The 24357-nt window shown below is 72.6% G+C and carries 23 protein-coding genes and 1 tRNA gene; 11 read left to right on the forward strand and 13 right to left on the reverse strand.

The annotated features are described in order from the left end of the window. The first annotated feature begins 19 nt into the window (after positions 1 to 19). The 3 genes from AC51EU_RS10405 to AC51EU_RS10415 all read left to right on the forward strand — a co-directional run bounded on the left by AC51EU_RS10405 (position 20) and on the right by AC51EU_RS10415 (position 4142). Positions 20 to 1384, forward strand: a complete 1365-nt coding sequence (locus AC51EU_RS10405; protein ID WP_496266480.1) for an aminotransferase family protein — start codon at positions 20 to 22, stop codon at positions 1382 to 1384. A 185-nt stretch (positions 1385 to 1569) separates the two neighbouring features. Then, on the forward strand, positions 1570 to 2841 hold the full coding sequence (locus AC51EU_RS10410) for an ATP-grasp domain-containing protein (RefSeq protein ID WP_496266481.1): 1272 nt from the start codon (positions 1570 to 1572) through the stop codon (positions 2839 to 2841). Positions 2842 to 2915: 74 nt separating this feature from the next. After that, entirely contained in the window at positions 2916 to 4142 is a 1227-nt protein-coding gene (locus AC51EU_RS10415) for an MFS transporter (protein WP_496266502.1), read from the forward strand. A gap of 102 nt (positions 4143 to 4244) precedes the next feature. Here AC51EU_RS10415 and AC51EU_RS10420 read toward each other — a convergent pair whose 3' ends face one another. Both AC51EU_RS10420 and AC51EU_RS10425 read right to left on the reverse strand, forming a co-directional pair. After that, positions 4245 to 4385 carry a hypothetical protein gene (locus AC51EU_RS10420; protein ID WP_496266482.1) on the reverse strand — a complete coding sequence of 47 codons (141 nt, stop codon included), beginning with the start codon at positions 4383 to 4385 and terminating at the stop codon, positions 4245 to 4247. Positions 4386 to 4657: 272 nt separating this feature from the next. Then, a tRNA-Thr gene (locus tag AC51EU_RS10425) sits at positions 4658 to 4731 on the reverse strand. Between the two features lie 179 nt (positions 4732 to 4910). Here AC51EU_RS10425 and AC51EU_RS10430 point away from each other — a divergent pair. The 3 genes from AC51EU_RS10430 (at position 4911) to AC51EU_RS10440 (ending at position 7346) form a co-directional block, all read left to right on the forward strand. Then, on the forward strand, positions 4911 to 6035 hold the full coding sequence (locus tag AC51EU_RS10430) for an ABC transporter ATP-binding protein (RefSeq protein ID WP_496266483.1): 1125 nt from the start codon (positions 4911 to 4913) through the stop codon (positions 6033 to 6035). A 159-nt stretch (positions 6036 to 6194) separates the two neighbouring features. Beyond that, positions 6195 to 6608 (forward strand): hypothetical protein, encoded by a 414-nt coding sequence (locus tag AC51EU_RS10435; RefSeq protein WP_496266484.1) that lies wholly within the window; start codon positions 6195 to 6197, stop codon positions 6606 to 6608. A 24-nt stretch (positions 6609 to 6632) separates the two neighbouring features. Next, on the forward strand, positions 6633 to 7346 hold the full coding sequence (locus AC51EU_RS10440) for a nucleotidyltransferase family protein (protein WP_496266485.1): 714 nt from the start codon (positions 6633 to 6635) through the stop codon (positions 7344 to 7346). 89 nt (positions 7347 to 7435) lie between these two features. On the opposite strand, the gene AC51EU_RS10445 is transcribed toward AC51EU_RS10440, so the two are convergent. From AC51EU_RS10445 to AC51EU_RS10475, 7 genes are all read right to left on the reverse strand, one after another. Beyond that, positions 7436 to 9070, reverse strand: coding sequence for a DoxX family protein (locus AC51EU_RS10445; protein ID WP_496266486.1), 1635 nt, complete (start codon positions 9068 to 9070; stop codon positions 7436 to 7438). Positions 9071 to 9229: 159 nt separating this feature from the next. Next, the gene (rlmB, locus tag AC51EU_RS10450; RefSeq protein WP_496266487.1) at positions 9230 to 10183 is read right to left on the reverse strand and encodes a 23S rRNA (guanosine(2251)-2'-O)-methyltransferase RlmB; all 954 of its coding nucleotides are present in this window, start codon (positions 10181 to 10183) and stop codon (positions 9230 to 9232) included. Between the two features lie 229 nt (positions 10184 to 10412). Next, complete coding sequence (gene cysS, locus AC51EU_RS10455; protein WP_496266489.1) at positions 10413 to 11807, reverse strand: cysteine--tRNA ligase; 1395 nt, start codon at positions 11805 to 11807, stop codon at positions 10413 to 10415. 108 nt (positions 11808 to 11915) lie between these two features. After that, positions 11916 to 12320 (reverse strand): PPOX class F420-dependent oxidoreductase, encoded by a 405-nt coding sequence (locus tag AC51EU_RS10460; RefSeq protein ID WP_496266490.1) that lies wholly within the window; start codon positions 12318 to 12320, stop codon positions 11916 to 11918. 124 nt (positions 12321 to 12444) lie between these two features. Further along, the gene (gene ispF, locus AC51EU_RS10465) at positions 12445 to 12978 is read right to left on the reverse strand and encodes a 2-C-methyl-D-erythritol 2,4-cyclodiphosphate synthase (protein WP_496266491.1); all 534 of its coding nucleotides are present in this window, start codon (positions 12976 to 12978) and stop codon (positions 12445 to 12447) included. Continuing rightward, positions 12965 to 13711, reverse strand: coding sequence for a 2-C-methyl-D-erythritol 4-phosphate cytidylyltransferase (gene ispD / locus AC51EU_RS10470; RefSeq protein WP_496266492.1), 747 nt, complete (start codon positions 13709 to 13711; stop codon positions 12965 to 12967). The genes ispF and ispD overlap by 14 nt, the downstream gene beginning before the upstream one ends. A gap of 451 nt (positions 13712 to 14162) precedes the next feature. Then, the gene (locus AC51EU_RS10475) at positions 14163 to 14645 is read right to left on the reverse strand and encodes a CarD family transcriptional regulator (protein WP_003953493.1); all 483 of its coding nucleotides are present in this window, start codon (positions 14643 to 14645) and stop codon (positions 14163 to 14165) included. Positions 14646 to 15346: 701 nt separating this feature from the next. Between AC51EU_RS10475 and AC51EU_RS10480 the strand changes: the two genes are divergently transcribed. Beyond that, positions 15347 to 15979, forward strand: a complete 633-nt coding sequence (locus tag AC51EU_RS10480; RefSeq protein WP_496266493.1) for a copper chaperone PCu(A)C domain-containing protein — start codon at positions 15347 to 15349, stop codon at positions 15977 to 15979. A gap of 135 nt (positions 15980 to 16114) precedes the next feature. Here AC51EU_RS10480 and phoP read toward each other — a convergent pair whose 3' ends face one another. After that, entirely contained in the window at positions 16115 to 16795 is a 681-nt protein-coding gene (gene phoP / locus AC51EU_RS10485) for a two-component system response regulator PhoP (RefSeq protein ID WP_496266494.1), read from the reverse strand. Beyond that, complete coding sequence (gene phoR / locus AC51EU_RS10490; protein ID WP_496266496.1) at positions 16792 to 18060, reverse strand: two-component system sensor histidine kinase PhoR; 1269 nt, start codon at positions 18058 to 18060, stop codon at positions 16792 to 16794. The genes phoP and phoR overlap by 4 nt, the downstream gene beginning before the upstream one ends. 487 nt (positions 18061 to 18547) lie before the next feature. Between phoR and phoU the strand changes: the two genes are divergently transcribed. Then, complete coding sequence (gene phoU, locus AC51EU_RS10495; RefSeq protein ID WP_496266497.1) at positions 18548 to 19225, forward strand: phosphate signaling complex protein PhoU; 678 nt, start codon at positions 18548 to 18550, stop codon at positions 19223 to 19225. Between the two features lie 184 nt (positions 19226 to 19409). Then, complete coding sequence (locus AC51EU_RS10500) at positions 19410 to 19568, forward strand: hypothetical protein (protein ID WP_496266503.1); 159 nt, start codon at positions 19410 to 19412, stop codon at positions 19566 to 19568. A gap of 145 nt (positions 19569 to 19713) precedes the next feature. Here the strand turns inward: AC51EU_RS10500 and AC51EU_RS10505 are convergent, their stop codons facing one another. Continuing rightward, positions 19714 to 20475: a phosphoglyceromutase gene (locus AC51EU_RS10505; protein WP_496266498.1), complete on the reverse strand. Its 762-nt coding sequence runs from the start codon at positions 20473 to 20475 to the stop codon at positions 19714 to 19716. A 242-nt stretch (positions 20476 to 20717) separates the two neighbouring features. On the opposite strand from AC51EU_RS10505, the gene AC51EU_RS10510 reads away from it, so the two are divergent. Continuing rightward, on the forward strand, positions 20718 to 22022 hold the full coding sequence (locus tag AC51EU_RS10510) for an MDR family MFS transporter (protein WP_496266499.1): 1305 nt from the start codon (positions 20718 to 20720) through the stop codon (positions 22020 to 22022). Positions 22023 to 22291: 269 nt separating this feature from the next. On the opposite strand, the gene AC51EU_RS10515 is transcribed toward AC51EU_RS10510, so the two are convergent. Then, a complete protein-coding gene (locus AC51EU_RS10515; protein ID WP_496266500.1) occupies positions 22292 to 23185 on the reverse strand; it encodes an NADP-dependent oxidoreductase in 894 nt (297 codons plus the stop codon). Positions 23186 to 23255: 70 nt separating this feature from the next. Between AC51EU_RS10515 and AC51EU_RS10520 the strand changes: the two genes are divergently transcribed. Further along, positions 23256 to 23903 carry a TetR/AcrR family transcriptional regulator gene (locus AC51EU_RS10520; protein ID WP_496266501.1) on the forward strand — a complete coding sequence of 216 codons (648 nt, stop codon included), beginning with the start codon at positions 23256 to 23258 and terminating at the stop codon, positions 23901 to 23903. Positions 23904 to 24357 lie beyond the last annotated feature (454 nt).

Raw genomic sequence — 24357 nt, forward strand, 5'->3', positions numbered from 1 at the left:
CGTCCCGAAGGAGCCCGCCTTGACCTCAGCACCCTCCGTCCCGCCGACCGCGCCCGGTACCGGGCTCGCCGCCACGGACCGCGCCACGCTCATCCACCCCACGCTGCCCGCGCACCGCGCCGACCGGACCGTGCTGGTCTCCGGTTCCGGCTGCCGCGTCCGGGACGCCGAGGGCCGGGAGTACCTGGACGCGTCGGCCGTCCTGGGGGTGACCCAGGTGGGCCACGGGCGCCAGGAGCTGGCGCGGGCGGCGGCCGAGCAGATGACCCGCCTGGACTACTTCCACACCTGGGGCCCCCTCAGCAACGACCGCGCGGTGGAACTGGCCGCCCGGCTCACCGCGCTGAGCCCCGAGCCGCTGCGCCGGGTGTACTTCACCAGCGGCGGCGCCGAGGGCAACGAGATCGCCCTGCGGATGGCCCGCCTCTACCACCACCGCCGCGGCGAGCCGGGCCGTACCTGGGTCCTCTCCCGCCGGATGGCCTACCACGGCATCGGCTACGGCAGCGGCGGCGTCTCCGGCTTCCCCGTCTACCACGACGGCTTCGGCCCCTCCCTCCCCGACGTCCACTTCCTCACCCCGCCCCACCCCTTCCGCCGGGAGCTGTTCTCCGGCGCCGATGTCACCGACTTCTGCCTGGCCGAGCTGCGCGAGGCCATCGAGCGGATCGGGCCCGAGCGGATCGCCGCCATGATCGGCGAGCCGGTGATGGGCGGGGGCGGCGCCGTCGTCCCGCCCGGCGACTACTGGCCCCGGGTCGCCGAACTGCTGCGCTCCTACGGCATCCTGCTGATCTCCGACGAGGTGGTCACGGCGTACGGCCGTACCGGGCACTGGTTCGCCGCCGACCACTTCGGTGTGGTCCCCGACATCATGGTCACCGCCAAGGGCCTCACCTCCGGGTACATCCCGCACGGCGCCGTCCTGACGACCGAGGAGGTCGCCGCCGAGGTCACCGGCGACCACGGCTTCCCCGTCGGCTACACCTACACCGGGCACCCCACGGCCTGCGCCGTGGCCCTCGCCAACCTCGACATCATCGAACGCGAGGGACTGCTCGCCCGCGCCACCGAGATCGGCGCCCACCTGGGACGGCGCCTGACCGAACTCACCGACCTGCCGGTCGTCGGGGAGATCCGGCAGCTCGGTCTGATGCTGGCGGTGGAGCTGGTGTCCGACCGCGAGCACCGCCGCCCGCTGCCGAACGGCACCCTCGCCGTCGCCGATGCCCTGCGCGAACAGGCCGGCATCCTGGTGCGCACCAACCCGTACGCCCTGATCGTCAACCCACCGCTGGTCCTCACCCGCGAGGACGCCGACGCACTCGCCGACGGACTGCGCTCCGTACTCGCCCGCACCGGCCCGGACGGCGAGGTGCGCTGACCGGGCGCACGGAACGTCAAACGGTTCTGCAAGCGCACGCCAAGGACGGCGCGGCAGCCTGACCGGGGGCTTCCCGGCAGGCCGCCGCGCCCCTTCGCCGACCCCGGGCCGGCGGGCCCCGACGCCGCCGGGCGCACGGGAGTCCGGCGGCAGCCCCTCCCGTACGACCGCACCCCGGAGACGCCATGCCCCAGCGCCCCACACTCGTCCTCGTCGGCCAGCTCTCCACCTTCCCCTGGGTGTTCGAGGCGGCCGGACGGGCCGGGATCGACCTGGTGCTCGTCCCCCGGGGCGACGACACCACCGCGTCCGCCCGGCGCGCCGAAGCCGTCACCGAGGTCCTGCCCCTGGACCTCGACGGGGCCCCGGAGGCCGCCCTTGCCGCGCTGGCCGCCCGCCACCGGGACCGGCCCTTCGACGGGATCATGGCGGGCAACGAGAAGGTCGTCCCCTTCGTCGCCCGCGCCGCCCGGACCCTGGGCCTGACCGGCCTCAACGAGGAAGCGGCCGCCGTCGTCCGCGACAAGCGCCGGATGCGCCGGCTGCTGCACGAGGCGGGCCTGGCGACACCCGGCTTCGTCGCCGTGGACCGCCCCGAGGACTGGGGCGACGCGCTGCCGCTGCGCTTCCCGGTGGTGGTCAAACCGGCGAACGGCTACTCCAGCCTCGGCGTGATCCGCGTCGACGACAAGGACCGCCTGGAAGCGGCCGTCGCCCGCACCTGGGACCTCGTCGCCACGCATCTGCGGCAGGCGGACCGGCCCGCCGGGGAGGCCGGGGTGCTCGTCGAGGAGTACCTGGACGGGCCGGAGATCTCCGCCGAGTCGCTGGTCCACGACGGCCGGGTACGGGTCTGCGCCATCGGTTGGAAGGGCGAACTGACCGGCCCCTACTTCGAGGAGACCACCCTGCGGGCCCCGGCACAACTGCCCGCCGAGGTGCTCGCCGCCGTCGAGGCGGAGGTGACCGGCGCCCACCGCGCCTTCGGCATCGACACCGCCACCACCCACACCGAACTGCGCCTGGTCGGCGGGGTGCGCCCCGTCCTGCTGGAGATGGGCGCGCGCATCGGCGGCGGCGGCGCCATGCACCACCTCGTCCACGCGAGCAGCGGCATCGACCTGGCCGCCGAGGCGCTGCGCCTCCACCTCGGCCGGGAACCGGACTGCTGGAGCACGCCCCCGGAACCCGCCGGCCACGCCGCGTCCTACCTGGTGCCGCTCGGTCACGGCGGACGGTTCGTCCGCGTCCGCGGCCTCGGCGAGATCGAGCACGACCCCCGGGTGGACTACGTCATCCGCACCGCGAAACCCGGCACGGTGCTCCGCCCCTACCCCGACTGGTCCGGCTACGCGGCGAACATCCTCTCCCACCACGCGTCGGACGCCGAGGCCGCCGCGTTCCGCGACCACCTCGCCCGCACCCTGCACGTCGAGTACGAGGAGCAGGAGCGCTGAGCACGCACGTCACCTCCCGCCTCACCACGTCCCTGCGGTCCCATCTGGGCGGGCTGCCGCGCCCGTACTGGTGGCTGTGGAGCGGCACGCTCGTCACCTCGGCGGGCGGCTTCGTGGTGCCGTTCCTGACGATCTACCTCAACAGCGTGCTGGGCTACTCGGTGGCCTTCACCGGCGTGACCCTCACCGTGTTCGGCGTCGGCAGCGGCATCGCCTCCCTCCTCGGCGGGGTGCTCGCGGACCGCCTCGGCCGCCGCGTGGTCCTGCTCGCCAGCGAGGCCCTGTCCGTCGTCGGCATGGTGGTCCTGGGCACCGCGCACACCCGGCCCCTGGTGCTGCTGGGCACCCTGGTGGTGGGCGTGGGCCTCAACGCCACCCGCCCCGCCCGCGCCGCCGCCATCGCCGAACTGGTCCCCGCCGACGACCGCCCCCGCGCCTACTCCCTCCTCTACTGGGCCACCAACCTGGGCTTCTCCGTCGCCGCCGTCACCGCGGGCGCCGCCGCGGCCCACGGCTTCCTCCTCCTCTTCGCGGGCAACGCCCTGGCCAACCTGATCGCCGGAATCCTCGTCCTCCGCGGCGTCCCCGAGACCCGCCCGACACTCCCGGCCGCGCACCGCGGCCCCGACGCCGACCACCGCGACGGGGATGCCCACCGGGCCGACGCCGGTCACCACGACCGGGATGCCCACCGGGCCGGTGCCATCCACCGCGACCGCCCCTTCCTGGTCCTGCTCGCCTCGGTCCTGCTCCTGGGCACCCTCTTCCAGCAACCCCTGGTGGCCCTTCCCCTGACCATGACCGCCGACGGCCTCTCCCCCGCCGCCTACGGCACGGCCATGATGATGAACGGCCTGGTCATCGCCGTCCTCCAACTCCCCCTCACCCGCCTCGCCGGCCGCTTCCGCGCCGAACACGCCCTCGCCGCCGCCACCTTGCTCACCGGCGCCGGCATGGGCCTCACCGCCGTCTTCCACACCGTCCCCGGCTACGCCGCCACCGTCGCCCTGTGGAGCCTCGGCGAAATCGTCGTCTGGCCCACCTGCATGACCCTCGTCGCCACCCTCGCCCCACCCACCCACCAGGGCGCCTACCAAGGCTGGTTCCTCTCCATCTGGAGCACCTCCGTCACCCTCGCACCGCTTCTCAGCTCCCAACTCATCCGCGCCACCGGTGGGACCACCGCCGTCTGGGTGACATGCCTGGGGCTGGCGGGACTGGCCGCCGCGTCGCACCTCGCGCTGGGGCGCTTGCGGGGGCGGGGGGAGGTGCTTGAGACGGCTGGCGCACCGGGGGCGTGAACGGCCGGGCCGCATGCCGTTGCACGCCCGGCCTCTGTCCAGCGGGGCCGAAGTCCCTGATCAGGACACCTCACCGGCATCGGAGGCGCCCCATGGCCCTCCTCAGCCGCCGTCGCGGCTCAGGACGCGGCGGGCGGCCGCCAGCCAGCGGTCCTTGAGGGCCTTCGCCTCGTCCAGAGCGCCGGAGTTCTGCCGGACCAGACGGCGCTGGACACGGGTCTCGGCCGTTGCCCAAACCGTCACCAGCCGCACCGACTTCTGGCACGCCACGTCCCTGCGCGCGGTGGCACGTTCGGCCGTGGTGGGCCCGTCCGTCCGCCAACGCTCGCTGCCGGCCGCTTCGCGGCAGACCCGGCCGCCCCGTCACGACGAAGCCTGCCCCCGAACGCGAAAACGCCCCGAAGATCCCCACTCGCCTCATCCGCCGCGCACGCAAACGGCCCCGGACCAGGAGTCCGAGGCCGGGCAAGACACCGCCCTGGGGAGAAACCCCAGGTCAGCGGCTTGATGCGCAGAGCCCCCTGTCGGATTCGAACCGACGACCTTCGCTTTACAAGAGCGGTGCTCTGGCCAGCTGAGCTAAGGAGGCGTGCCGGGAGAAGTGTACCCAGGCGGGCGGGAGGTCGGGCGCCATAATTTCGTGACCCTTGACCTACTGACACTGATCATCGGCGGGGGTAGCGTCGCGAGCGGCCCGCGTGGGTGGGCCAGGCCACTCCTTTACTCGGATCGTCCGGCACGTTCCTGCCGGTGAAGGGACACACGATCATGGCTACGGTCACGTACGACCAGGCGACGCGCATCTACCCGGGGGCCGAGAAGCCCGCTGTCGACAAGCTCGACATCGCGATCGAGGACGGGGAGTTCCTCGTGCTGGTGGGTCCGTCGGGGTGCGGGAAGTCCACGTCGCTGCGGATGCTCGCGGGGCTGGAGGACGTCGACAGCGGGGCGATCCGGATCGGTGACCGTGATGTCACCCACCTTCCGCCGAAGGACCGGGACATCGCCATGGTGTTCCAGAACTACGCGCTGTACCCCCACATGTCCGTCGCCGACAACATGGGCTTCGCGCTCAAGATCGCCGGTGTGCCGAAGGCGGAGATCCGGCAGAAGGTCGAGGACGCCGCCAAGATGCTCGACCTCACCGAGTACCTGGGGCGCAAGCCGAAGGCGCTGTCCGGTGGTCAGCGGCAGCGGGTGGCGATGGGCCGGGCGATCGTGCGGGAGCCGCAGGTCTTCCTGATGGACGAGCCGCTGTCCAACCTGGACGCGAAGCTGCGGGTCCAGACGCGTACGCAGATCGCGAAGTTGCAGCGGCGGCTCGGCATCACGATGGTCTACGTCACCCACGACCAGGTCGAGGCGCTGACGATGGGCGACCGGGTGGCGGTGCTCAAGGACGGTCTGCTCCAGCAGGTCGACTCGCCGCGCAACATGTACGACCGGCCGGCAAACCTCTTCGTCGCCGGGTTCATCGGCTCCCCGGCGATGAACCTCGTCGAGGTGCCGATCACCGACGGCGGCGTCACGTTCGGCAACAGTGTGGTGCCGGTCGGCCGTGACGCGCTCAAGTCCGCCGCCGACAAGGGCGACACGACGGTGACGGTCGGTGTGCGGCCCGAGCACTTCGAGATCGCCGGGCGCGGCGGCGCGCTGTCCAAGGAGTCCGCGGACGCCCCGGCGGGTCTGGCCGTCACCGTCAACGTCGTCGAGGAGCTGGGCGCCGACGGGTACGTCTACGGGACCGCGGAGATCGGCGGGGAGGTCAAGGACCTGGTCGTACGGGTCAACGGCCGGGAGGTCCCGGAGAAGGGATCGGTGCTGCACGTCGTCCCGAAGCCGGGTGAGACGCATGTCTTCTCGACGTCGTCGGGTGAGCGTCTCTCGGACTGAGCAGGACCGGGGCCGGCGGGTGGTGGCGCCTGCCGGCCCCGGCCGGGCGGGAAGCGCGTCACCGGCCCGTCAACGTCGCGATCAGGGCAACGTCCCGCGTATCGCCCGATGCGGTGACGCATTGTCGCCACCGCCTCACCCGTCGCTACCATCGCGTTCGTGAACTCCGCAGCCCGGCGTATCGGCCGAACTCTCGCCCTCGTCCTGCCCGTCGTCCTCGTACTCTCCGGGACCCTCGCGGTCACCCGGGTGCCCTGGGCGACGTCCCCCGGTTCGCAAGTGCTCACCGCGTCCTCCGGGGCGGACTTCGGCGCGGACGGCTCCCGGGCACCCCAGGACGCCCTCCGGGACCGCCTGCTCCTCGAACTCCAGGAACAGGACCCGGGCGTCGCCCTGACGCACCTCCAGCAGGCGACCACCGAACACCCCTCGCTGGCCCGGCACTGCGCCTCCATCGCGCGCGCCCTCGGCCGCGCCGCGGTCGCCAAGTACGGTGCCGCGCACCGCGCCCAGGCGTTCTCCCGCCCGGTGTGCGACACCTCGTTCGCCGGCGGCGTCGCGGCCGCCCAGTGATCTCCGCCGTGTAGGGGTACGCCCATGGACCCGTACCCCGCGCAGGCCGTGATCCTTGCCGGTGGCCAGGGCTCCCGGCTCCGCCCGTACACCGACGACCGCCCCAAGCCGATGGTCGAGATCCCCGGGACGGGGACCCCGATCATCGGCCATCAGCTCGCCTGGCTCGCGGCGGAGGGCGTCACCGACGCCGTGGTCTCCTGCGGCCATCTCGCCGACGTGCTGCGGGAGTGGCTGTCCGGGGCCCGGCTCCCCCTGCGCGTCACGACCGTCGTCGAGCCGGAACCGCTGGGCCGCGGCGGCGGCCTCAAGTTCGCGGCGGCCTCCCTGCCCCGCCCCGACCGGCCCTGGTACGCCGCCAACGGTGACGTCTGGGCGCGGTTCCCGCTCCGTGAGATGACCGCCTTCCACGAGGAACGCGGCGTCGACGCCACCCTCGCCCTGGTGCGCCCCCGGATTCCGTGGGGCGCCGTGGAGACCGACGCGTTCGGGCATGTCCTCGACTTCGTCGAGGCGCCCCCGTCGCCGTATCTCGTCAACGCGGGCGTCTATGTCTTCTCCCCCGGCTTCCGGGAGCTGCTGCCCGACCGCGGCGACCATGAGCGCGCCCTCTTCCCCCGCCTCGCCCGTGAGCGCCGACTGGCGGGCTGGCCGCTGCCGAGCGGCGCCCGCTGGCGCGCCATCGACAACGCGAAGGACCTCGCCGAGGCCGCGAAGGAGCTGGCCGCCGGAGGGTGACGGGCCCCGGGACACCACCGCCCCCGGCCGTCCGCACCCGTTCCGGAGAAGGAAGCGGGCGGAGAGACCGGGGGCGGTGTGACGTGCGGTCAGCCCAGGAGGCCGCCCAGGGCGCCGTGGCTTCCGGAGTCGGGTTCCGTGTTGTCGGTGCCGCTGGAGCCGCTGCGGGTGCTGCTGGCCTCCGCGCTGCCGTGGGTGCCGCCGCCGACGCCGGCCGTGGTGGGGGCGATATGGCTGGGGGACGGCGTACGGGTGCGGGCGGAGCGGTGGGGGGTGCCGCTGGTGGACGCGCCGGGCCGCTGGGAGACGCCGCTGCCGGCGCCCGCGGAGGGGGAGGAGCTGCCGGGGGCCTCGGCGGAGGGGGAGCCCGAGGGGCCCGCGGTGTGCGAGGCGCCCGTGGTGGGGGACGCCTGACGCGACGGGAGGGTGTCGGTGGGACGCGGGGAACCGGAGGGGCTCTGGTGCGTCGGGGGCAGCGGCGAACCGGGCAGGTTGTTGATCGCCGGCTCCCCGGGCCGGGGCACCGTCCTGACCGTGGAGGAGCGCACCGCGCCACCGAGCAGCGCGCCGACCAGCAGCGTCAGCCCCGCGACCACCCCGGTCAGCACGGCGCCGCGGCGCAGCACCCGCCGCCGCAGCTCACCGACCTCGACGCGCGGGCCGAGCCGCCGCCATGCCTCGCCGGCCAGCCGGGCGTCCGCCGAGAACACCGGCGCCCCCGCGATGACCAGCGGGCTCCACGCAGCGAGGTAGATGATGTCCGGCGCCTCGTACACCGGGACGCTGCGCCAGCTGACGGTCAGCAGCAGGGCCGCCGAGAGCAGCGCGCCGACGGAAGCGGCGAGCCGCTGCCACAGCCCGCAGATGGTCAGCACACCGACCACGACCTGGAGGAAGGCGACGGTCAGCCCGGCGCCCACCGGGTGCGCCACCGCGAAGTCGCGCAGCGGGACGGCCGGCGCCCACGGGTCGAGGGACTTCATCCACGTGACCATGGAACCGCGCTGCCCGCCGTCGAAGTAGACGGGGTCGCAGAGCTTGCCCATCCCGGCGTAGACGGAGATCAGGCCGAGGAAGATGCGCAGCGGGAGGAGGACGACGCCGAGGTTCATCCGGCGGCCGGGGTAGTAGGCGTGCCGGACGCCGCCGCGCCGTCCGGCACTCGCGCCGCGGCCGTCGCGGGCCTCGAAGCGGTCCGGGGTGCCGTCGCCGTCGGGGCCGTACGCGTCGTACGGGAGGTCGGGGGGTGTGGCGTCGTAGGTGTGGTCGTCGTACGCGCCGGTCGTGGGGCGTACGCCGCGCAGCAGGGTGGTCTCGGGCGCGGTGGTGACGAGGGGGGTGGGGGCGGTGTCCTCGTCGTCGAGGTGGATGCGGGGCAGGACCTGGGTCGTGACGGTGTCCCCGGCGTCGTGGCCGCTCTCGCGGACGGCGCGCAGGAGGTGGGTGGCGGCCCCGCCCGCGCCGTCGGGGCCCGTGCGGCCGCTCCACACCACGGGTGTCCGGCGTCTGGTGGCGAGGGCCGTCCCCCCGAGGACGGGGAAGCGCGCGGCGAGCGCGGCGCGGCTCACGATGGGCCTGGCGAGCTTCACACGGAAGCTGGCGTGGTTGACGATGACCTGCGCGGGGTCGCACGGCACCTTGACCGAGTTCAGGCCCGGCACGTCGTCGAAGCCCGGCGAGCGTCCCCCTGTCGGCCTGCGAGGTGTTCTGGTGTCCACGCTCATCTAACCGAGTGACGAGCGGTTAAGACACTGCCTTGACCCCGGCGCGCTGTCCGGGACCCGCCGGATGGCCACGGAATCGAGGGGAAGGCGGGGAAGCGCCCCGGATGCCGGGATTCCCCGTGGGTGCCGGGGCCCGGCGCGGGCCCCGGCCTCTCCGGGTCAGCTGCGGCGGCGGGCCGCCTCCCACAGGACGACACCGGCCGCGACACCGGCGTTCAGCGACTCCGCGCCGCCCGGCATCGGAATCCGCACCCGTACGTCGCAGGTCTCGCCGACCAGCCGCGACAGGCCCTTGCCCTCGCTGCCGACGACGATGACGACCGGGCCGTCCAGCGCCTCGACGTCCTGGAGCTCCATCTCCCCGTCGGCGGCCAGGCCGACGACCAGCAGGCCGGCCTTCTGGTACGCCTCCAGGGTGCGGGTCAGGTTGGTGGCGCGGGCGACCGGCGTACGGGCGGCGGTGCCGGCCGAGGTCTTCCACGCGCCGGCCGTCATGCCGGCCGCGCGACGCTCGGGGACGACGACGCCGTGGCCGCCGAAGGCGCTGACGGAGCGGACGACGGCGCCGAGGTTGCGCGGGTCGGTGACGCCGTCCAGCGCGACGATCAGCGGGTCCTCGCCCTCGTCGAACGCGGCGGTGACCAGGTCCTCGGGGTGCGCGTAGTCGTACGGCGGGACCTGGAGGACCAGGCCCTGGTGGTTGAGGCCGTTGGTCATGCGGTCCAGCTCGGGGCGCGGCGCCTCCATCAGGTTGATGTTGCCGCGCTCGGCCGCGAGCTGGAGGGCCTCGCGCACCCGCTCGTCGTTGTCGATGAACTGCTGGACGTAGAGGTTGGTCGCGGGCACCCCGTCGCGCAGCGCCTCGAAGACCGGGTTGCGGCCGATGACCAGCTCGGCCGTGCCCTTGGCGCCGCCGCGCCGGGGGGCGGGCCGGCGCGCGGACTGCTTGGCCTTGGCGTTGGCGATGCGGTTCTTGGCGTGTCCCTTGCGCATGGAGGCGGGCGGGGTCGGGCCCTTGCCCTCCAGTGCCCGGCGCCGCTTGCCGCCGCTGCCGACCTGCGCGCCCTTCTTGTTGGACGTGCGGCGGTTCCTGCGCTGGCTGTTGCCGGCCATGGGTCACCTGTTTCTTCACTGCTCTCGACGTCTCGCGACGTGGAGTGGGGACGTACGGATGGACGGGGTGTGCGGCCGCGCGGTGGCACGCGCGTACGGAACGAGTGTCCCCCGGGACCCCCGGGCAGGACGAATCCGGGGTGGTCGGGACATGTCCGAGGTTACGTCGCGGCCCGTGTGGCGGTCCGGGTCACGGTCCGGGCCGCCACGGGTCAGCGGGCGGGCGTGGTCACGCCAGCGACCAGCGGGGGCCGCTGGGGGTGTCCTCGACGGCGAGACCGGCCTGCTGGAGCTGGTCGCGGATGGCGTCGGCGGTGGCGTAGTCCTTGCGGGTGCGGGCGGCCTGCCGCTGGTCGAGCACGAGGCGGACCAGGGAGTCGACCACGCCGTGCAGGTCCTCGCCGCGGTCCGTGCCGCCGCCCGACCAGCGCTCGTCGAGCGGGTCGAGCCCCAGCACGCCGAGCATCGCCCGGACCTCGGCCAGCCGGGCGACCGCGGACTCCTTGTCGTCGGCCTGGAGCGCGGAATTGCCCTGCCGGACGGTGGTGTGGACGACGGCCAGCGCCTGCGGGACGCCGAGGTCGTCGTCCATCGCCTCGGCGAAGGCGGGCGGCACCTCGGTCGCCGGCTCGACGATCCCGGTCTTCTCGACGACCCGCTGGACGAAGCCCTCGATCCGGGCGAACGCGGACTCGGCCTCGCGCAGCGCCTCCTCGCTGTACTCGATCATCGAGCGGTAGTGCGGGGTGCCCAGGTAGTAGCGCAGCACGATCGGGCGCCAGTGCTTGACCATCTCCGAGACGAGCACGGAGTTGCCGAGCGACTTGGACATCTTCTCGCCGCTCATGGTCACCCAGCCGTTGTGCGACCAGTAGCGGGCGAAGTCGTCGCCGAACGCCTTGGCCTGGGCGATCTCGTTCTCGTGGTGCGGGAAGATCAGGTCGATGCCGCCGCCGTGGATGTCGAAGGCGCTCCCGAGGTACTTGTGGGCCATGGCCGAGCACTCCAGGTGCCAGCCGGGCCGGCCGCGGCCCCAGGGCGTCTCCCAGCTGGGCTCGCCCTCCTTGGACGCCTTCCACATGGCGAAGTCGCGGGGGTCGCGCTTGCCGGTCTCGCCCTCGCCCTCCGGCTGCCGGAGGTTGTCCAGCTCGTGCCGGGACAGCTCCAGGTAGTCGGGGAACGATCGCACGTCGAAGTAGACGTTGCCGTCCGCGGCATAGGCGTGGCCACGTTCGATCAGGCCACGCATCATCTCGATCATCTCGGGGACATGGCCCGTGGCGCGCGGCTCATAGGTGGGACGCAGGCAGCCCAGCGCGTCGTACGCGGCGTTGAAGGCGACCTCGTTCTCGTAGCCGATCGACCACCACGGGCGGTTCTGTTCCGCCGACTTCTTGATGATCTTGTCGTCGATGTCGGTCACATTGCGTACGAAGGTGACCTCGTAGCCGCGGTGGGCGAACCAGCGGCGCATGATGTCGAAGTTCAGTCCCGACCGGATGTGCCCGATGTGCGGGGCGGCCTGCACGGTCGCGCCACACAGGTAGATCGAGACACAGCCCGGCTTCAGCGGGATGAAATCGCGAATCTGCCGGGCGCTGGTGTCGTACAGGCGAATCGTCACGCAACCAGGGTAGTCGGAACCAGGGAGTGCCCTACGCCCCGGCCGCCGATGCCGGTGCCGAAGCGTGACACTCCCCCGCGTTCCGGGCCCCGCCCCGGCACCGGTCCGTCAGACGCCGCCGACCACCTTGCGCGGGGTGATCCGTACGATCACCCGCTCGCCGTCGTTCACGGCGTCCGCGTTGAAGTCCGCGTAGTCCTTGCCCGTGTACTTCCGCGACAGTTCGTCGATCAGCTCCCGCGCGCCCTCGGTGGTGAGGGTGGCGGTGCCGCGGATCTCGGCGTAGGTGTACGGCGCGTCGAAGGGCTGGACGACCACGCTGACCCGCGGGTCGCGTCGGATGTTGGCCTCCTTGCGGCGGCCGACCGTGGTGGAGATCAGGAGGTCGTCGCCGTCCCGCTTCACCCAGACCGGGGACAGCTGCGGGCTGCCGTCGGGCTGGAGGGTGGCGACGGTCACGAAGACCGGCGAGTCGAGGAGCTGCTTGAGGCCGTCGGACAGGGTGGCGGTCACGAGGGTTCCTTCCTTGGGTCCGAACCGGGCAGACATGCTCCGATCATCGCCAACAACCGCGCGGGAAACGGCATTCCCGTGGCATTCAGGGGAACATCGTGGCCCCGAAACGCCCCTCGCGGCCTCAGCCCGTCCGCACCACCAGCGCTGTCGCCACGGCCGCCAGGCCCTCGGCGCGACCGGTGAGCCCCAGCCCGTCCGACGTCGTCCCGGACACCGAGACCGGCGCGCCGACCGCGGCCGACAGCGCCCGCTGCGCCTCGTCCCGCCGCTTGCCGACCTTCGGCCGTACGCCGATGACCTGCACCGCCACATTGCCGATCGCGAAACCCTCGGCACGGACGATCCGCGCGGCCTCCGCCAGCAGCGTCACCCCGGACGCGCCGGACCACTCCGGGCGGTCGGTCCCGAAGTGCGCCCCGAGGTCACCGATGCCGGCCGCCGAGAAAAGGGCGTCACAGGCGGCGTGCGCGGCCACATCGCCGTCGCTGTGCCCGGCCAGGCCGAACTCCTCGCCCTCCCACAGCAGCCCGGCGCACCACAGCTCGCGCCCCCGCTCGAACGCGTGCACATCGGTACCGATGCCCACCAGGGGGACGCCGGGCAACCGGTGGGCGGTCTCCGGGGCCTGGGTGCGTGCCGGTTCAGACGTAGTCATCGGTGGCCCTCCTACGGGCGAGTACGGCCTCGGCCAGGACGAGGTCCAGCGGCCGGGTCACCTTGAACGCTTCCTCATGGCCGGGGACGACCACGACCGGGGCCCCCAGCCGTTCGACGAGCCCGGCGTCGTCGGTGGCGCCCTCGCCCTCGACGGCGACCGCCTCGTGCGCCTTCAGCAGGGTGTCGCGGTCGAAGCCCTGCGGGGTCTGCACGGCACGCAGCAGGCTCCGCTCCGGGGTGCCGACGACCGGCTCGGGCCCGTCCTGACGCGGCTCGACCTGCTTGACCGTGTCGGCGAGCGGCAGCGCCGGGACGACGGCGGGCGCGCCCGCGCGGACCGCGGCGATCACCGCGTCGACGGTCTCCACCGGGACGAGGGGCCGCGCGGCGTCGTGCACCAGCACCACGTCCACGTCGCCGGGCAGCGCGGCGAGCCCCCGCCGGACGGAGTCCTGGCGGGTCCCGCCCCCGGGGACGACGAGGAGGTCGGTGCGATCGCCGAGGGGATGCTCGGCGAGCAGATGGCGGACGCCGTCGGCGCCGTCGGGCGGTGCGACCACGACGACGAGGGAGACGGCGCGCGAGGCGGCCATCGCGCGGACGGCGTGCACGAGCATCGGGGTGCCGCCCAGCGCGCGCAGCGCCTTGGGGGCGCCGGGGCCGAGCCGCACACCGCGGCCGGCGGCGGGGATCACCACGGCGGTACGGGCCGGGCGGGAGGTTTCTGGCATCGAAGGCTCCGGTGTCCGGGGTGTCCCCGGAATTGGCGCAGACAGGTTTGTTTCCTCGACCGGGATGGGTATGGCCTCAGCGTGCCGGGTGCGACGCCTTGACCGCCCCCTTCCGTGACAGCGGGCGAGGCAGCTGCCCGGGCCCGGCACGCCACCCGCCGCGATGCGACGGCCGACCGGGGCCCGGCGGCCGTGACAGGCCCGCCGGCGGCAGATTCTCCTCTTCCGCCCCGGCGTCACCGCGCGCCGCGCCCCGGACCGGCCTCGCCGGCGGTCGGGGTGGACCCGCAGATATGCCGCAGCGCCCGGCAACCGGCGTCTCGGGGAGACGGTCGTCACTCGGGCACCGCGGCATCACTGCGCTACTGCACTCGTCGCTGTATCGGCCTCGTGGGTGTCACGTTCTCCGGGGCCGGCCCGTGGACCGCGACGGTCCCGGGCGGGCGCGTCGTCAGGAGGCGAGAACCTCGTCGAGCAGGGCCTCGGCCTTGTCCTCGTTGGTGTTCTCCGCGAGGGCGAGTTCGCTCACCAGGATCTGGCGGGCCTTGGCGAGCATCCGCTTCTCACCGGCGGAGAGTCCGCGCTCGCGCTCCCGGCGCCACAGGTCGCGCACGACCTCGGCGACCTTGATCACGTCACCGGAAGCGAGCTTCTCCAGGTTTGCCTTGTAGCGACGGGACCAGTTCGTCGGCTCCTCGGCGTACGGTGCGCGCAGCACCTCGAAGACCCGGTCCAGCCCGTCCTGGCCGACCACATCGCGCACACCGACGAACTCCGCATTGTCCGCCGGCACACGAACCGTCAGATCACCCTGGGCGACCTTCAGCACCAAGTAGGTCTTGTCCACGCCTTTGATCTGGCGAGTTTCGATGGCCTCGATCAGCGCGGCCCCGTGATGGGGATAGACCACGGTGTCGCCAACCTTGAACGTCATGTGACAGGTACCCCTTCCGTGGCTATCCATGCTAACACGTGAACGGACCGTTCTGAATGGCGTTTTCGCAGGTCAGGGCATATCTCGGGGCTTGACAACAACACCCGCGACGTGCTGCGAGGGGCGGCCGCGTGCAGGTATTCGCAGGTCGGAGCCGTTTCCCGGGCACAAGGAAACACGCCCGCGACACGCCGCGAAGACGGCGCCGAAGAGGTCGAACGTCCCGTTTTGCGCAGATCCGTATGAGCGACTTCCGCTACTCCGTTCGGTGCTCACGGACTCCGCCCACCAGTTTCCCGAATTGATCACCATGTGTCCGCCGAGAGGTTGATCAATTCCGGCGGTGCCCCATTCCCCGCGAATACTTCTATTCCCCGGAGATTCTCCTGGGCGCCACCGGATTCCCCGGATCACGCCCCGGGAATGCGCCGCCACGCCCTCGAATCCCTCCGCCCGCGACCGCGTACGCCCGCCCGGAACACACCCCCGCGACGGACCCGTGACCGGGCTCCGAGGGCGCTGGGGGCGGGTCGGGTGCGGCGGCCCGAGGGCGGCTCGGTAACCTAGCGGCGCTGACACACCCTTAGGGCGGCTTTACGTACGCATCCGCCGTGATGCGTACGCGATGCCGTCCCGCCGTCCACCCGCGACCGGGCACGACCGTTCGGCCGCCGAAGCTCGTCCAAGGAGATGCCGCCGCCGTGAGCCGCAGCCTTCGACGCGGCGCCCTCGCCGCCACCGTCCTCACGCTCTCGATCGCCACGCTCTCCGCGTGCGGGGCCGGAAACGACGCCCAGACCCTTCAGATCAGGCCGGACCACGCCGCGACCAGCGTCGGTGACATCAAGATCCAGAACGCGATCGTGATCACCCAGCCCGACCGCAACGCGAAGGGCCCGGCCGTGGTCGCCGCGACGCTGTTCAACAGCGGCGCCAAGGACCAGAAGCTGAACTCGATCACCCTCGTGGACAGCGGCGAGACCGCCAAGCTGACCCCGGCCGGAGGCACCCCGGGCCCGATCACCGTGCCGGCCGGCGGCTCGGTCGTCATCGGCGGCAAGGGCAACGCCTCCGCCGTCCTGCCGAGCGGCCGCGAGTCCCTCCGCGACGGCGACGCCCAGCCGGTGAGCTTCGCCTTCAGCTCCACCGGCAAGGTGCACCTCAACGCCTTCGTCGTCCCCTCGAAGGGCCACTTCGCGGACTTCGGCCCCAGCGAGGTCCCGAAGCCGTCCGGCAGCGCCACGCCCACGGGGACCCCGTCCGGCACGGCGTCCCCGAGCGGTTCGGCCACGCCTGCGGGCAACGAGTCCCCCGAGGGGCACACCGGTCACTGACCGCGCTCGCGTCACCCGTGTGCCAGGGGCACCCGTCCGGTCCGGGCGGGTGCCCCTGGTCTTGGCACCGAAGAGGCCCGTACGCGGCGTCTCCCGCCGGCGTACGGGCCTCGCGCACAGCGCGCGCCGTCCTCTCTACGGCTCGAACTTGTAGCCCAGGCCCCGGACCGTGACGAGGTAGCGCGGCGCCCCCGGGTCCGGTTCGATCTTGGCGCGCAGCCGCTTGACGTGCACGTCCAGCGTCTTGGTGTCGCCCACGTAGTCGGCGCCCCACACCCGGTCGATGAGCTGCATCCGGGTCAGTACGCGCCCGGCGTTGCGCAGCAGCATCTCCAGGAGGTCGAACTCCTTCAGCGGCAGATCGACCTTGCCGCCGCCGACCGTGACGACATGCCGGTCCACGTCCATCCGGACCGGGCCCGCCTCCAGCGCCTGCGGGACGGCCTCCTCCGGCTCCCCGCGCCGGCGCAGCACCGCGCGGATACGGGCGACGAGCTCCCGCGAGGAGAAGGGCTTGGTGACATAGTCGTCGGCCCCTATCTCCAGCCCCACGACCTTGTCGATCTCGCTGTCCTTGGCGGTGACCATGATGACGGGGACGTTGGAGCGGCTCCGCAGCTGGCGGCAGACCTCGGTGCCGGGCAGCCCCGGCAGCATCAGGTCCAGCAGGACCAGGTCGGCACCGTTGCGCTCGAACTCGTCGAGGCCGTCGGGGCCCGTCGCCGCGACGGCGACCTCGAAGCCCTCCTTGCGGAGCATGTACGACAGTGCGTCGCTGAACGATTCCTCGTCCTCGACGACGAGCACTCTGGTCACGGAAGGACCTCCGGGGCGGGGTGAGCAGGGAGCGGATCGTTGAAGGTCTCGTACGGGCGGTCCTCGTCGTCGAGGCCCTCCGTGGCGAGGCGGGCCGGCCGTTCGCGGTCGCGTACGGCAGCGGCTTCCGGGAGACGCAGGGTGAAGGTGGAGCCCTGGCCCTCAGCGCTCCACACCGTGACCTCCCCGCCGTGCGAGGCGGCCACGTGCTTGACGATGGCGAGGCCGAGGCCGGTCCCGCCGGTGGCGCGCGAGCGCGCCGGGTCCACACGGTAGAACCGCTCGAAGATGCGGTCCCGGTCCTTCTCGGAGATCCCGATGCCCTGGTCGGTCACCGCGATCTCGATCAGGTCACCGCCGGGGGCCGTGACCCGGCGGCCGGCGATGCCGACGCGGGTGCGCGCCGGGGAGTAGTTGACGGCGTTCTCGACGAGGTTGCCCAGGGCGGCGGCGAGCTGGCCGCGGTTGCCCCAGACGTGCAGGTCGGCGGTGCCTCCGGCGGCCATGGTGATCTGCTTGGCGCCGGCCTGCTGGCGGCAGCGGTCGATCGCCTCGGCGACCAGTTCGTCCACCCGGACCGGTTCGGCGTCCTCCAGGGGGTCGTCGTTCTGGACCCGGGAGAGGTCGATCAGTTCCTGGACGAGGTTGGTGAGCCGGGTGGCCTCGTTCTGCATCCGGCCGGCGAACCGGGTGACCGCCTCGGGGTCGTCGCTGGCGTCCATCACGGCCTCGGAGAGCAGCGAGAGCGCGCCCACCGGTGTCTTCAGCTCATGGCTCACATTGGCCACGAAGTCACGGCGGACGGCCTCTATGCGGCGGGCCTCGGTGAGGTCCTCCACCAGCAGGAGCACGAGCCGGGAGCCGAGCGGCGCGACGCGGGCGGAGACCGCGAGGGCCTCCCCGCGGCCGGTGCCGCGGCGCGGCAGGTCCAGCTCGACCTGGCGTATCTCGCCGTCCCTGCGGGTGTCGCGGGCCATCTGGAGCATCGGCTCGACGGCGAGCTTGCCACCGCGGACCAGCCCGAGAGCGTACGCGGCGGAGCTGGCCTTGACGACCGCGTCGCCCTCGTCGAGGACCACGGCGGACGAGCGCAGGACGGACAGGACGGTGTCGACGCCGGGCGGGAGCACGGCGTCGGTGTGCAGGGAGGTGCGGGTGGGCTTGGCCTGGTCCCGCTCGCTCCAGCGGAACGCCAGCATGGCGAACACGCCGGTGCACAGACCGGCTATCGCTGCCACTGCGGCGACGGCCGCGTCCACGTTCATGGCACCCAGGTTATGCGGCGGGTCGGACACTTCCCCAGACGTGCGAGTGTCTGATCGAACACCCTTCGCCCAGATTTCACCGTGGCGTCGGACGCGGTTCACGCCCGGCCACGGGACGCGGGGCGCCCTACGGGCCCGGGGACCGCGTGACGGCGCTCCCGTCTCCCAGAGTTCACCGTGATGTCGGTGTCACTTCACTCCCGGTGGCCCCATGCGTCGCGATTTCCCCTCAAGGTGAGGAGAGTGCGGGACGGACTCCCGGAACCCGGGGTTCCCCCGGAGGTGGGAGCCGCGAAGCCGTCCCCGGATGCCCGGAAGGGCCGCGGCCGCTTCCCCGGGAACGGGTCGCGCGGAGGCGGGCCGTGGGAGCGTAGGAGCAGGAGTTCGGACGAGGAGCACGGACACGCCCCTCCGTTCCACCGACCGCCCCGCTCCCCCGTCTCCCCTGTTTCCCCACGCCACCACTTGATGCGAGAGAAGGTCACTGATGCGGGACGCGTACCACGAGGAGCTTGACTCGATCGGCGAGGGCCTGGTCGAGATGGCCCGGCTCGTGGGCTCCGCGATCGGGCGCGCCACCACGGCGATACTCGACGCGGACCTCAAGCTGGCCGAGCACGTGATCGCCGCCGACGAGAAGGTCGACGACCTCCAGCGCGACCTGGAGGCCCGGGCGATCACCCTGCTCGCCCGCCAGCAGCCGGTCGCCACCGATCTGCGGATCGTCGTCACCTCCCTGCGGATGAGCGCCGACCTGGAACGCTCCGGGGACCTGGCGCAGCACGTCGCCAAGCTGGCCCGGCTCCGCTTCCCCGCCACGGCGGTCCCGCGCGACCTGCACGCCACCATCCTGGAGATGGGGCAGCTGGCACAGCGCCTGATGGCGAAGGCCGGCGAGGTCATCATCACCAAGGACGTCGATCTGGCACTCCAGCTGGAGCAGGACGACGACGCCATGGACCTGCTCCATCGCGCCCTCTTCCAGCACCTGATGGACGACCGCTGGAAGCACGGCATCGAGACGGCCGTGGACGTGACCCTGCTCGGCCGCTACTACGAGCGGTTCGCCGACCACGCGGTCTCCGTGGCCAAGCGCGTCGTCTACCTGGTCACCGGCGAACACGCCGACGAGATCGCCCCGCCCCCGGCGGTGGAGGGGGCCTGAGCCGGCGCCGCCCGGCCACGCGGCCAGGGGCCCCTCCGGGCCGTCCGTCCTCCCCGCGGTACAAGGAGCGCGGGAACGCTCCCGGAGCATCCGTGCGCCCTTGACGTGTGCCCCCACGCGCCGTTGACGCGCCTCTCGGCACTGGTCTGCAATGGGGCCGAAGGTGATTCCTAGGAGGCAGTGCATGTCACTCATTGCGGACTCCCCCAACCCGGCGTCCCACGACGAGCCGCCGGCCGTCGAGCGCCCGCGTCTCCCCCTGCTCGGCGCCTGCGGCTGCGGCCCCAGCTGCGGCTGCGGCTGCCAGTCGGGCGCCCCCTGCCAGTGCGGCGGCTCCTGCTAGCCCCTCAGACATCGCGGCGCCCGCGCCGCCACCGGCCCCGCCGGGCATCCCGCCCGGCGGGGCCGCTTCGGTGACCGGGGCACACACAGGCCCCCTGCCCGTCGGCAACGCCGCGGGCAGGGGGCCTCGCACCGGTGAGAGGGTGTTACTTCTTCTTGCCCTGGTTCTTCACGGCCTCGATGGCGGCCTTGGCGGCCTCCGGGTCGAGGTAGGTGCCGCCGGGGTTGAGGGGGCGGAAGTCGGCGTCGAGCTCGTAGGAGAGCGGGATGCCGGTGGGGATGTTCAGGCCGGCGATGTCCGCGTCGGAGATGCCGTCGAGGTGCTTGACCAGGGCGCGCAGGCTGTTGCCGTGGGCGGCGACCAGGACCGTGCGGCCGGCGATGAGGTCCGGGACGATGCCGTCGTACCAGTACGGGAGCATCCGGTGGACGACGTCCTTCAGGCACTCCGTGCGGGGGCGCAGCTCGCTGGGGACACCGGCGTAGCGCGGGTCGTCGCTCTGCGAGAACTCGGCGCCGTCCTCCAGCGGGGGCGGCGGGGTGTCGTAGGAGCGGCGCCAGAGCATGAACTGCTCCTCACCGAACTCGGCGAGGGTCTGGGCCTTGTCCTTGCCCTGGAGCGCACCGTAGTGGCGCTCGTTCAGGCGCCAGCTGCGGTGGACGGGGATCCAGTGGCGGTCAGCGGCCTCCAGGGCCAGCTGCGCGGTGCGGATGGCGCGCTTCTGGAGCGAGGTGTGCACGACGTCGGGGAGCAGGCCGGCGTCCTTGATCAGCTCTCCGCCGCGGACCGCCTCCTTCTCGCCCTTGTCGTTGAGGTTGACGTCCACCCAGCCGGTGAACAGGTTCTTCGCGTTCCACTCGCTCTCGCCGTGGCGGAGGAGGATCAGCTTGTACGGTGCGTCGGCCATGTCGTCGAGCGTAATCCACTTCCGGCCATGGCCCCGCCGCGCGTGAGGGCGGCGGCAGCGGTGCCCGGCGCGACCGGGCAGGACGGTGCCGGGGGCCGGGCGCGCGGTCTTCCGGAACGCGGGGGCGGACGCCTCCGACCAGGTCGTTTGACGGTTGGCGTCAATTCAGTAGCGGTCTGTGCCCGCGCCTCCATAGTTTGCGAGCAGTCATCCATCGCTTGTCATGTCCCCGGGGGAGCACAATGTCCGCAGCCAGCCTCAGACGCGCCGCAATGGCGAGCGTCTCCGGTCTTCCCCGCCAGTTCTGGTGGCTGTGGACCAGCACCCTGGTCAACCGCCTCGGCGCGTTCGTCGGTACTTTTCTCGCCCTCTATCTCACCGCCGAGCGCGGCTACTCCGCCTCGTACGCCGGACTGGTCGGCGCGCTCTACGGGCTCGGGGGCGTCCTCGCGTCGCTCGTCGCCGGGGTCCTGACCGACCGGCTCGGGCGGCGCCCCACGATGCTGGCCGCCCAGCTGGCGACGGCGGCGTCGGTGGCGGTGCTCGGTTTCATGGAGCACCCGATCGCCATCGCGGGCGTCGCCTGCGTGGTCGGCATGGCGAGCAACGCCTCACGGCCCGCGGTCCAGGCGATGATGGCCGACATCGTCGCCCCCGAGGACCGTGTCCGCGCCTTCGCCCTCAACTACTGGGCGATCAATCTCGGCTTCGCGATCTCCGCCACCGCCGCCGGCCTGATCGCCGAACACGGGTACCTCGCCCTCTTCCTGGGCGAATCCGCGCTCGTCCTGGTGTGCGCGCTGGTGGTCTTCCTCAAGCTCCCCGAGTCCCGCCCGCAACCGGGCCCGGCCGGACCGGCGCACCCGGCGGACGGCCCCGCCCGCGTCTCCATGGGCACGGTCGTCCGCGACGGCCGCTTCATGACCGTCGTCGGCCTGAACCTGCTGCTGGCCCTGGTGTTCCAGCAGGCGTACGTCTCCCTGCCGGTCGCGATGGGCCGGGACGGCTTCTCCAGCTCCGACTTCGGCCTGGTCCTCGCCGTCAACGGCGTCCTGATCGTCCTCCTCCAGATCCCCGTCACCCGCGTCATCGAGCACCGCAGCCCCGCCATGCTCCTGATCGGCTCGTCCCTGCTCGCGGGCTACGGCTTCGGACTGACCGCCCTCGCCGGCTCCGTCGCCGTGTACGCGATCACGGTGGCCGTGTGGACCCTCGGCGAAATCGTCAACTCCCCCACGCAGATGGGCCTTGTGGTCCGGCTCTCCCCCACCCACGGACGCGGCCGCTACCAGGGAATGTACTCCCTGTCCTGGTCCGTCGCCTCCCTCACCGCCCCCCTGCTCGGCGGCACGATCATCGACCACTTCGGCGCGAACACCCTGTGGGTGGCGTGCGCCGCGGTCGGCACCGTGGCAGCGATCGGGTACGGGGCGCTGTTGCGGCGGGTGCCGTCCGGTACCGGGGACGGGCGGGAGGGTACGGGGACGGCTCGGGGCTCTGGTGAGGGGGCGGGGGCTGAGCGGGAAGAGGCGGAGCGGGGGGTGTGAAGCTGTCGGGCGGTGGTCCGGGGCGCCGTGCCCGCGCGTGGCGGGCGCTGCGACGGGACGCCCCGGCTCCGCTCGCGCAGAGGGCACACGGTGCCGCGGTTGCCGGGTCTCTTTGAGCGCACCGACAAGAAACCGCAGGTCAACGATCTGCGGACGCCGGCGCCCTGGAAGACGACGCCGTCGTCCTCCGCCACCGCGAAGGCGCCTGCGACAAGGAGTCACCGAGGGCGGGCGAGGCCCACCCAGGAATGCGGCTTGCCGGAATCGGCTCAGGTGACGAGGACCCGGCGCCCGCGCGTGTGACCCGCTTGGCTGTCGATGTGCGCCGCCGCGGCCTCGGTGAGCGGGTACGACTTCTCGACCGGGATGCGGAGCTTTCCCCTCGTGATGAGGCGGACGGCCTCGGCGAGCGCGTCCGGCACGCTCCCGGCCACGCCGGAGAACCGGACGCCCAGCTCCGGCGCGCCGAGATCGGCGATGGAGATGACCTTCCGCGGGTCTCCGGTCAGCTCGACAAGTTCGCGGAGCACGCCCGAGCCGGCCAGGTCGAGTGCCGCGTCGACGCGGCCGAGCCGCCGCACCCGCTCGGCCCAGCCCTCGCCGTACGTCGTGGCGATGGCGCCCAGGCTGCGCAGATAGTCCTGGTTCGCGGCCCCGGCCGTGCCGATCACCGTGATGCCGCGGTCGCGGGCGATCTGCAGCACCGCCGATCCCACTCCCCCTGACGCGCCGCTGACCAGCAGCGTCTGCCCGGACCGCACGCCGACTTCGCGGAGGACGCGCAGCGCGGTCTCCACCACGGACGGGTACCCGGCCGCCTCCTCGAACGTCAGGCCCTCGGGCATACGGGCCCAGGCCGACAGCACGGCGAACTCGGCACAGGTGTCGGCACCTTCGCCGAACACACGGTCGCCGACCTCGACCTCTTCGACGCCCTCGCCGACCTCGTCCACCACTCCGGAGGCGTCCAGCCCGACGCCGGAGGGCAGCTCGATCGGATGGGCCTTCAGGACCTGGCCCTCACGGATTCTCCAGTCGACGGGGTTCACGCCCGCCGCCCGCACGGCGATGCGTACCTGACCGGGGCCCGGGTGGGGCTCCTCGGCGTCCACGAGTCGCAGCACGTCCGGACCGCCGAACTCGGCGAAGCTCACTTTCTTCATGCGACCGACCGTAACACTAACGGTTAGCGTTTTTGCACGGTTACGACTTTGCATTTGGTAGCGTGAGCGCATGACCGTGCCGACCGGACGCCGCGAGCGCAAGAAGGCCGCGACCCGCCAGAAGATCGCCGACACCGCCCTGCGGCTCTTCCTGGAACGCGGCTACGACGCGGTGGGCATCCGCGAGGTGGCCGCCGAGGCGGACGTGGCCGTCACCACGCTCTTCTCCCACTTCGCCTCGAAAGAGGCCCTGGTGTTCGAGCAGGACACGGACTTCGAGCAGCGCCTCACCCGGGCGGTCACCGACCGGGCACCGCACGAACCCCTCATCCCCGCACTGCGCGACGAGGTCCAGGCCCTGGTGCGGCACTGCACGGCGGACGGCGCCGCCCCGATCTGGCGCATGATCGACGCCTCACCCGCCCTGCGCGAGTACGAGGAGTCGATGCGACTGCGCCACGCGGAGTCACTGGCAACGACCATCACCGCCACCCCCGACCTGTCCCGCTCCCCCACGGCCTGCCGGACGATCGCGAGGTTCGCGATCGACGCCTATTCACTGGCCCGCGAGGAGGACGACCCGGAGGCCGCGGTGGACGAGATCTTCCGGATGATCGAGGCGGCCTGGGAGGCCGCCCGCCCCTCCCAAGACGCGCGAGGAACTGCTCCCGAGAGGGACAGGACACCTCCCAGGCCGGCCACCGAGGCGAGGAAATGACACGCCTCTGAGACGGCACCCGACCGACGCGGTGCGAGGCTCCGCGAGGACACCTGCCCGGCATCACCGTCCTCGACCTCGACCTGCCCGCCGCACTCGCGGTCGCCCAGCAGCCGTCCTGGGCTGCGGCCCACCTCCGCTCAGCCGGGCGTCAAGCCTTGGTCGCCGCAGGCGCGGGCGCAGGCACGACGGATGGATGCCTCCGTTCCGGCGAAGGGGCGGGGCAGCGTGCCGAGGGGTGGGGAGGGGCGGGGTATACGGAGTGCTACGTCGGTTTGTCCGGCGTTGATCCGAAGGAGTTTCCGTATGCGTACTGTCGCCGCTGTCCTGTTGGGCGCCATGGCCGTGCTGGGTGCGAGTGTCGCTCCCGCTCAGGCGGCCTCGCTCGCCGATGTCCCGTGCTTCATCAACCCCGATCCGAACACCTTCCCCGAAGGCATCCCGCCGGGGTGCA

It is taken from the genome of Candidatus Streptomyces philanthi, from assembly GCF_059553635.1.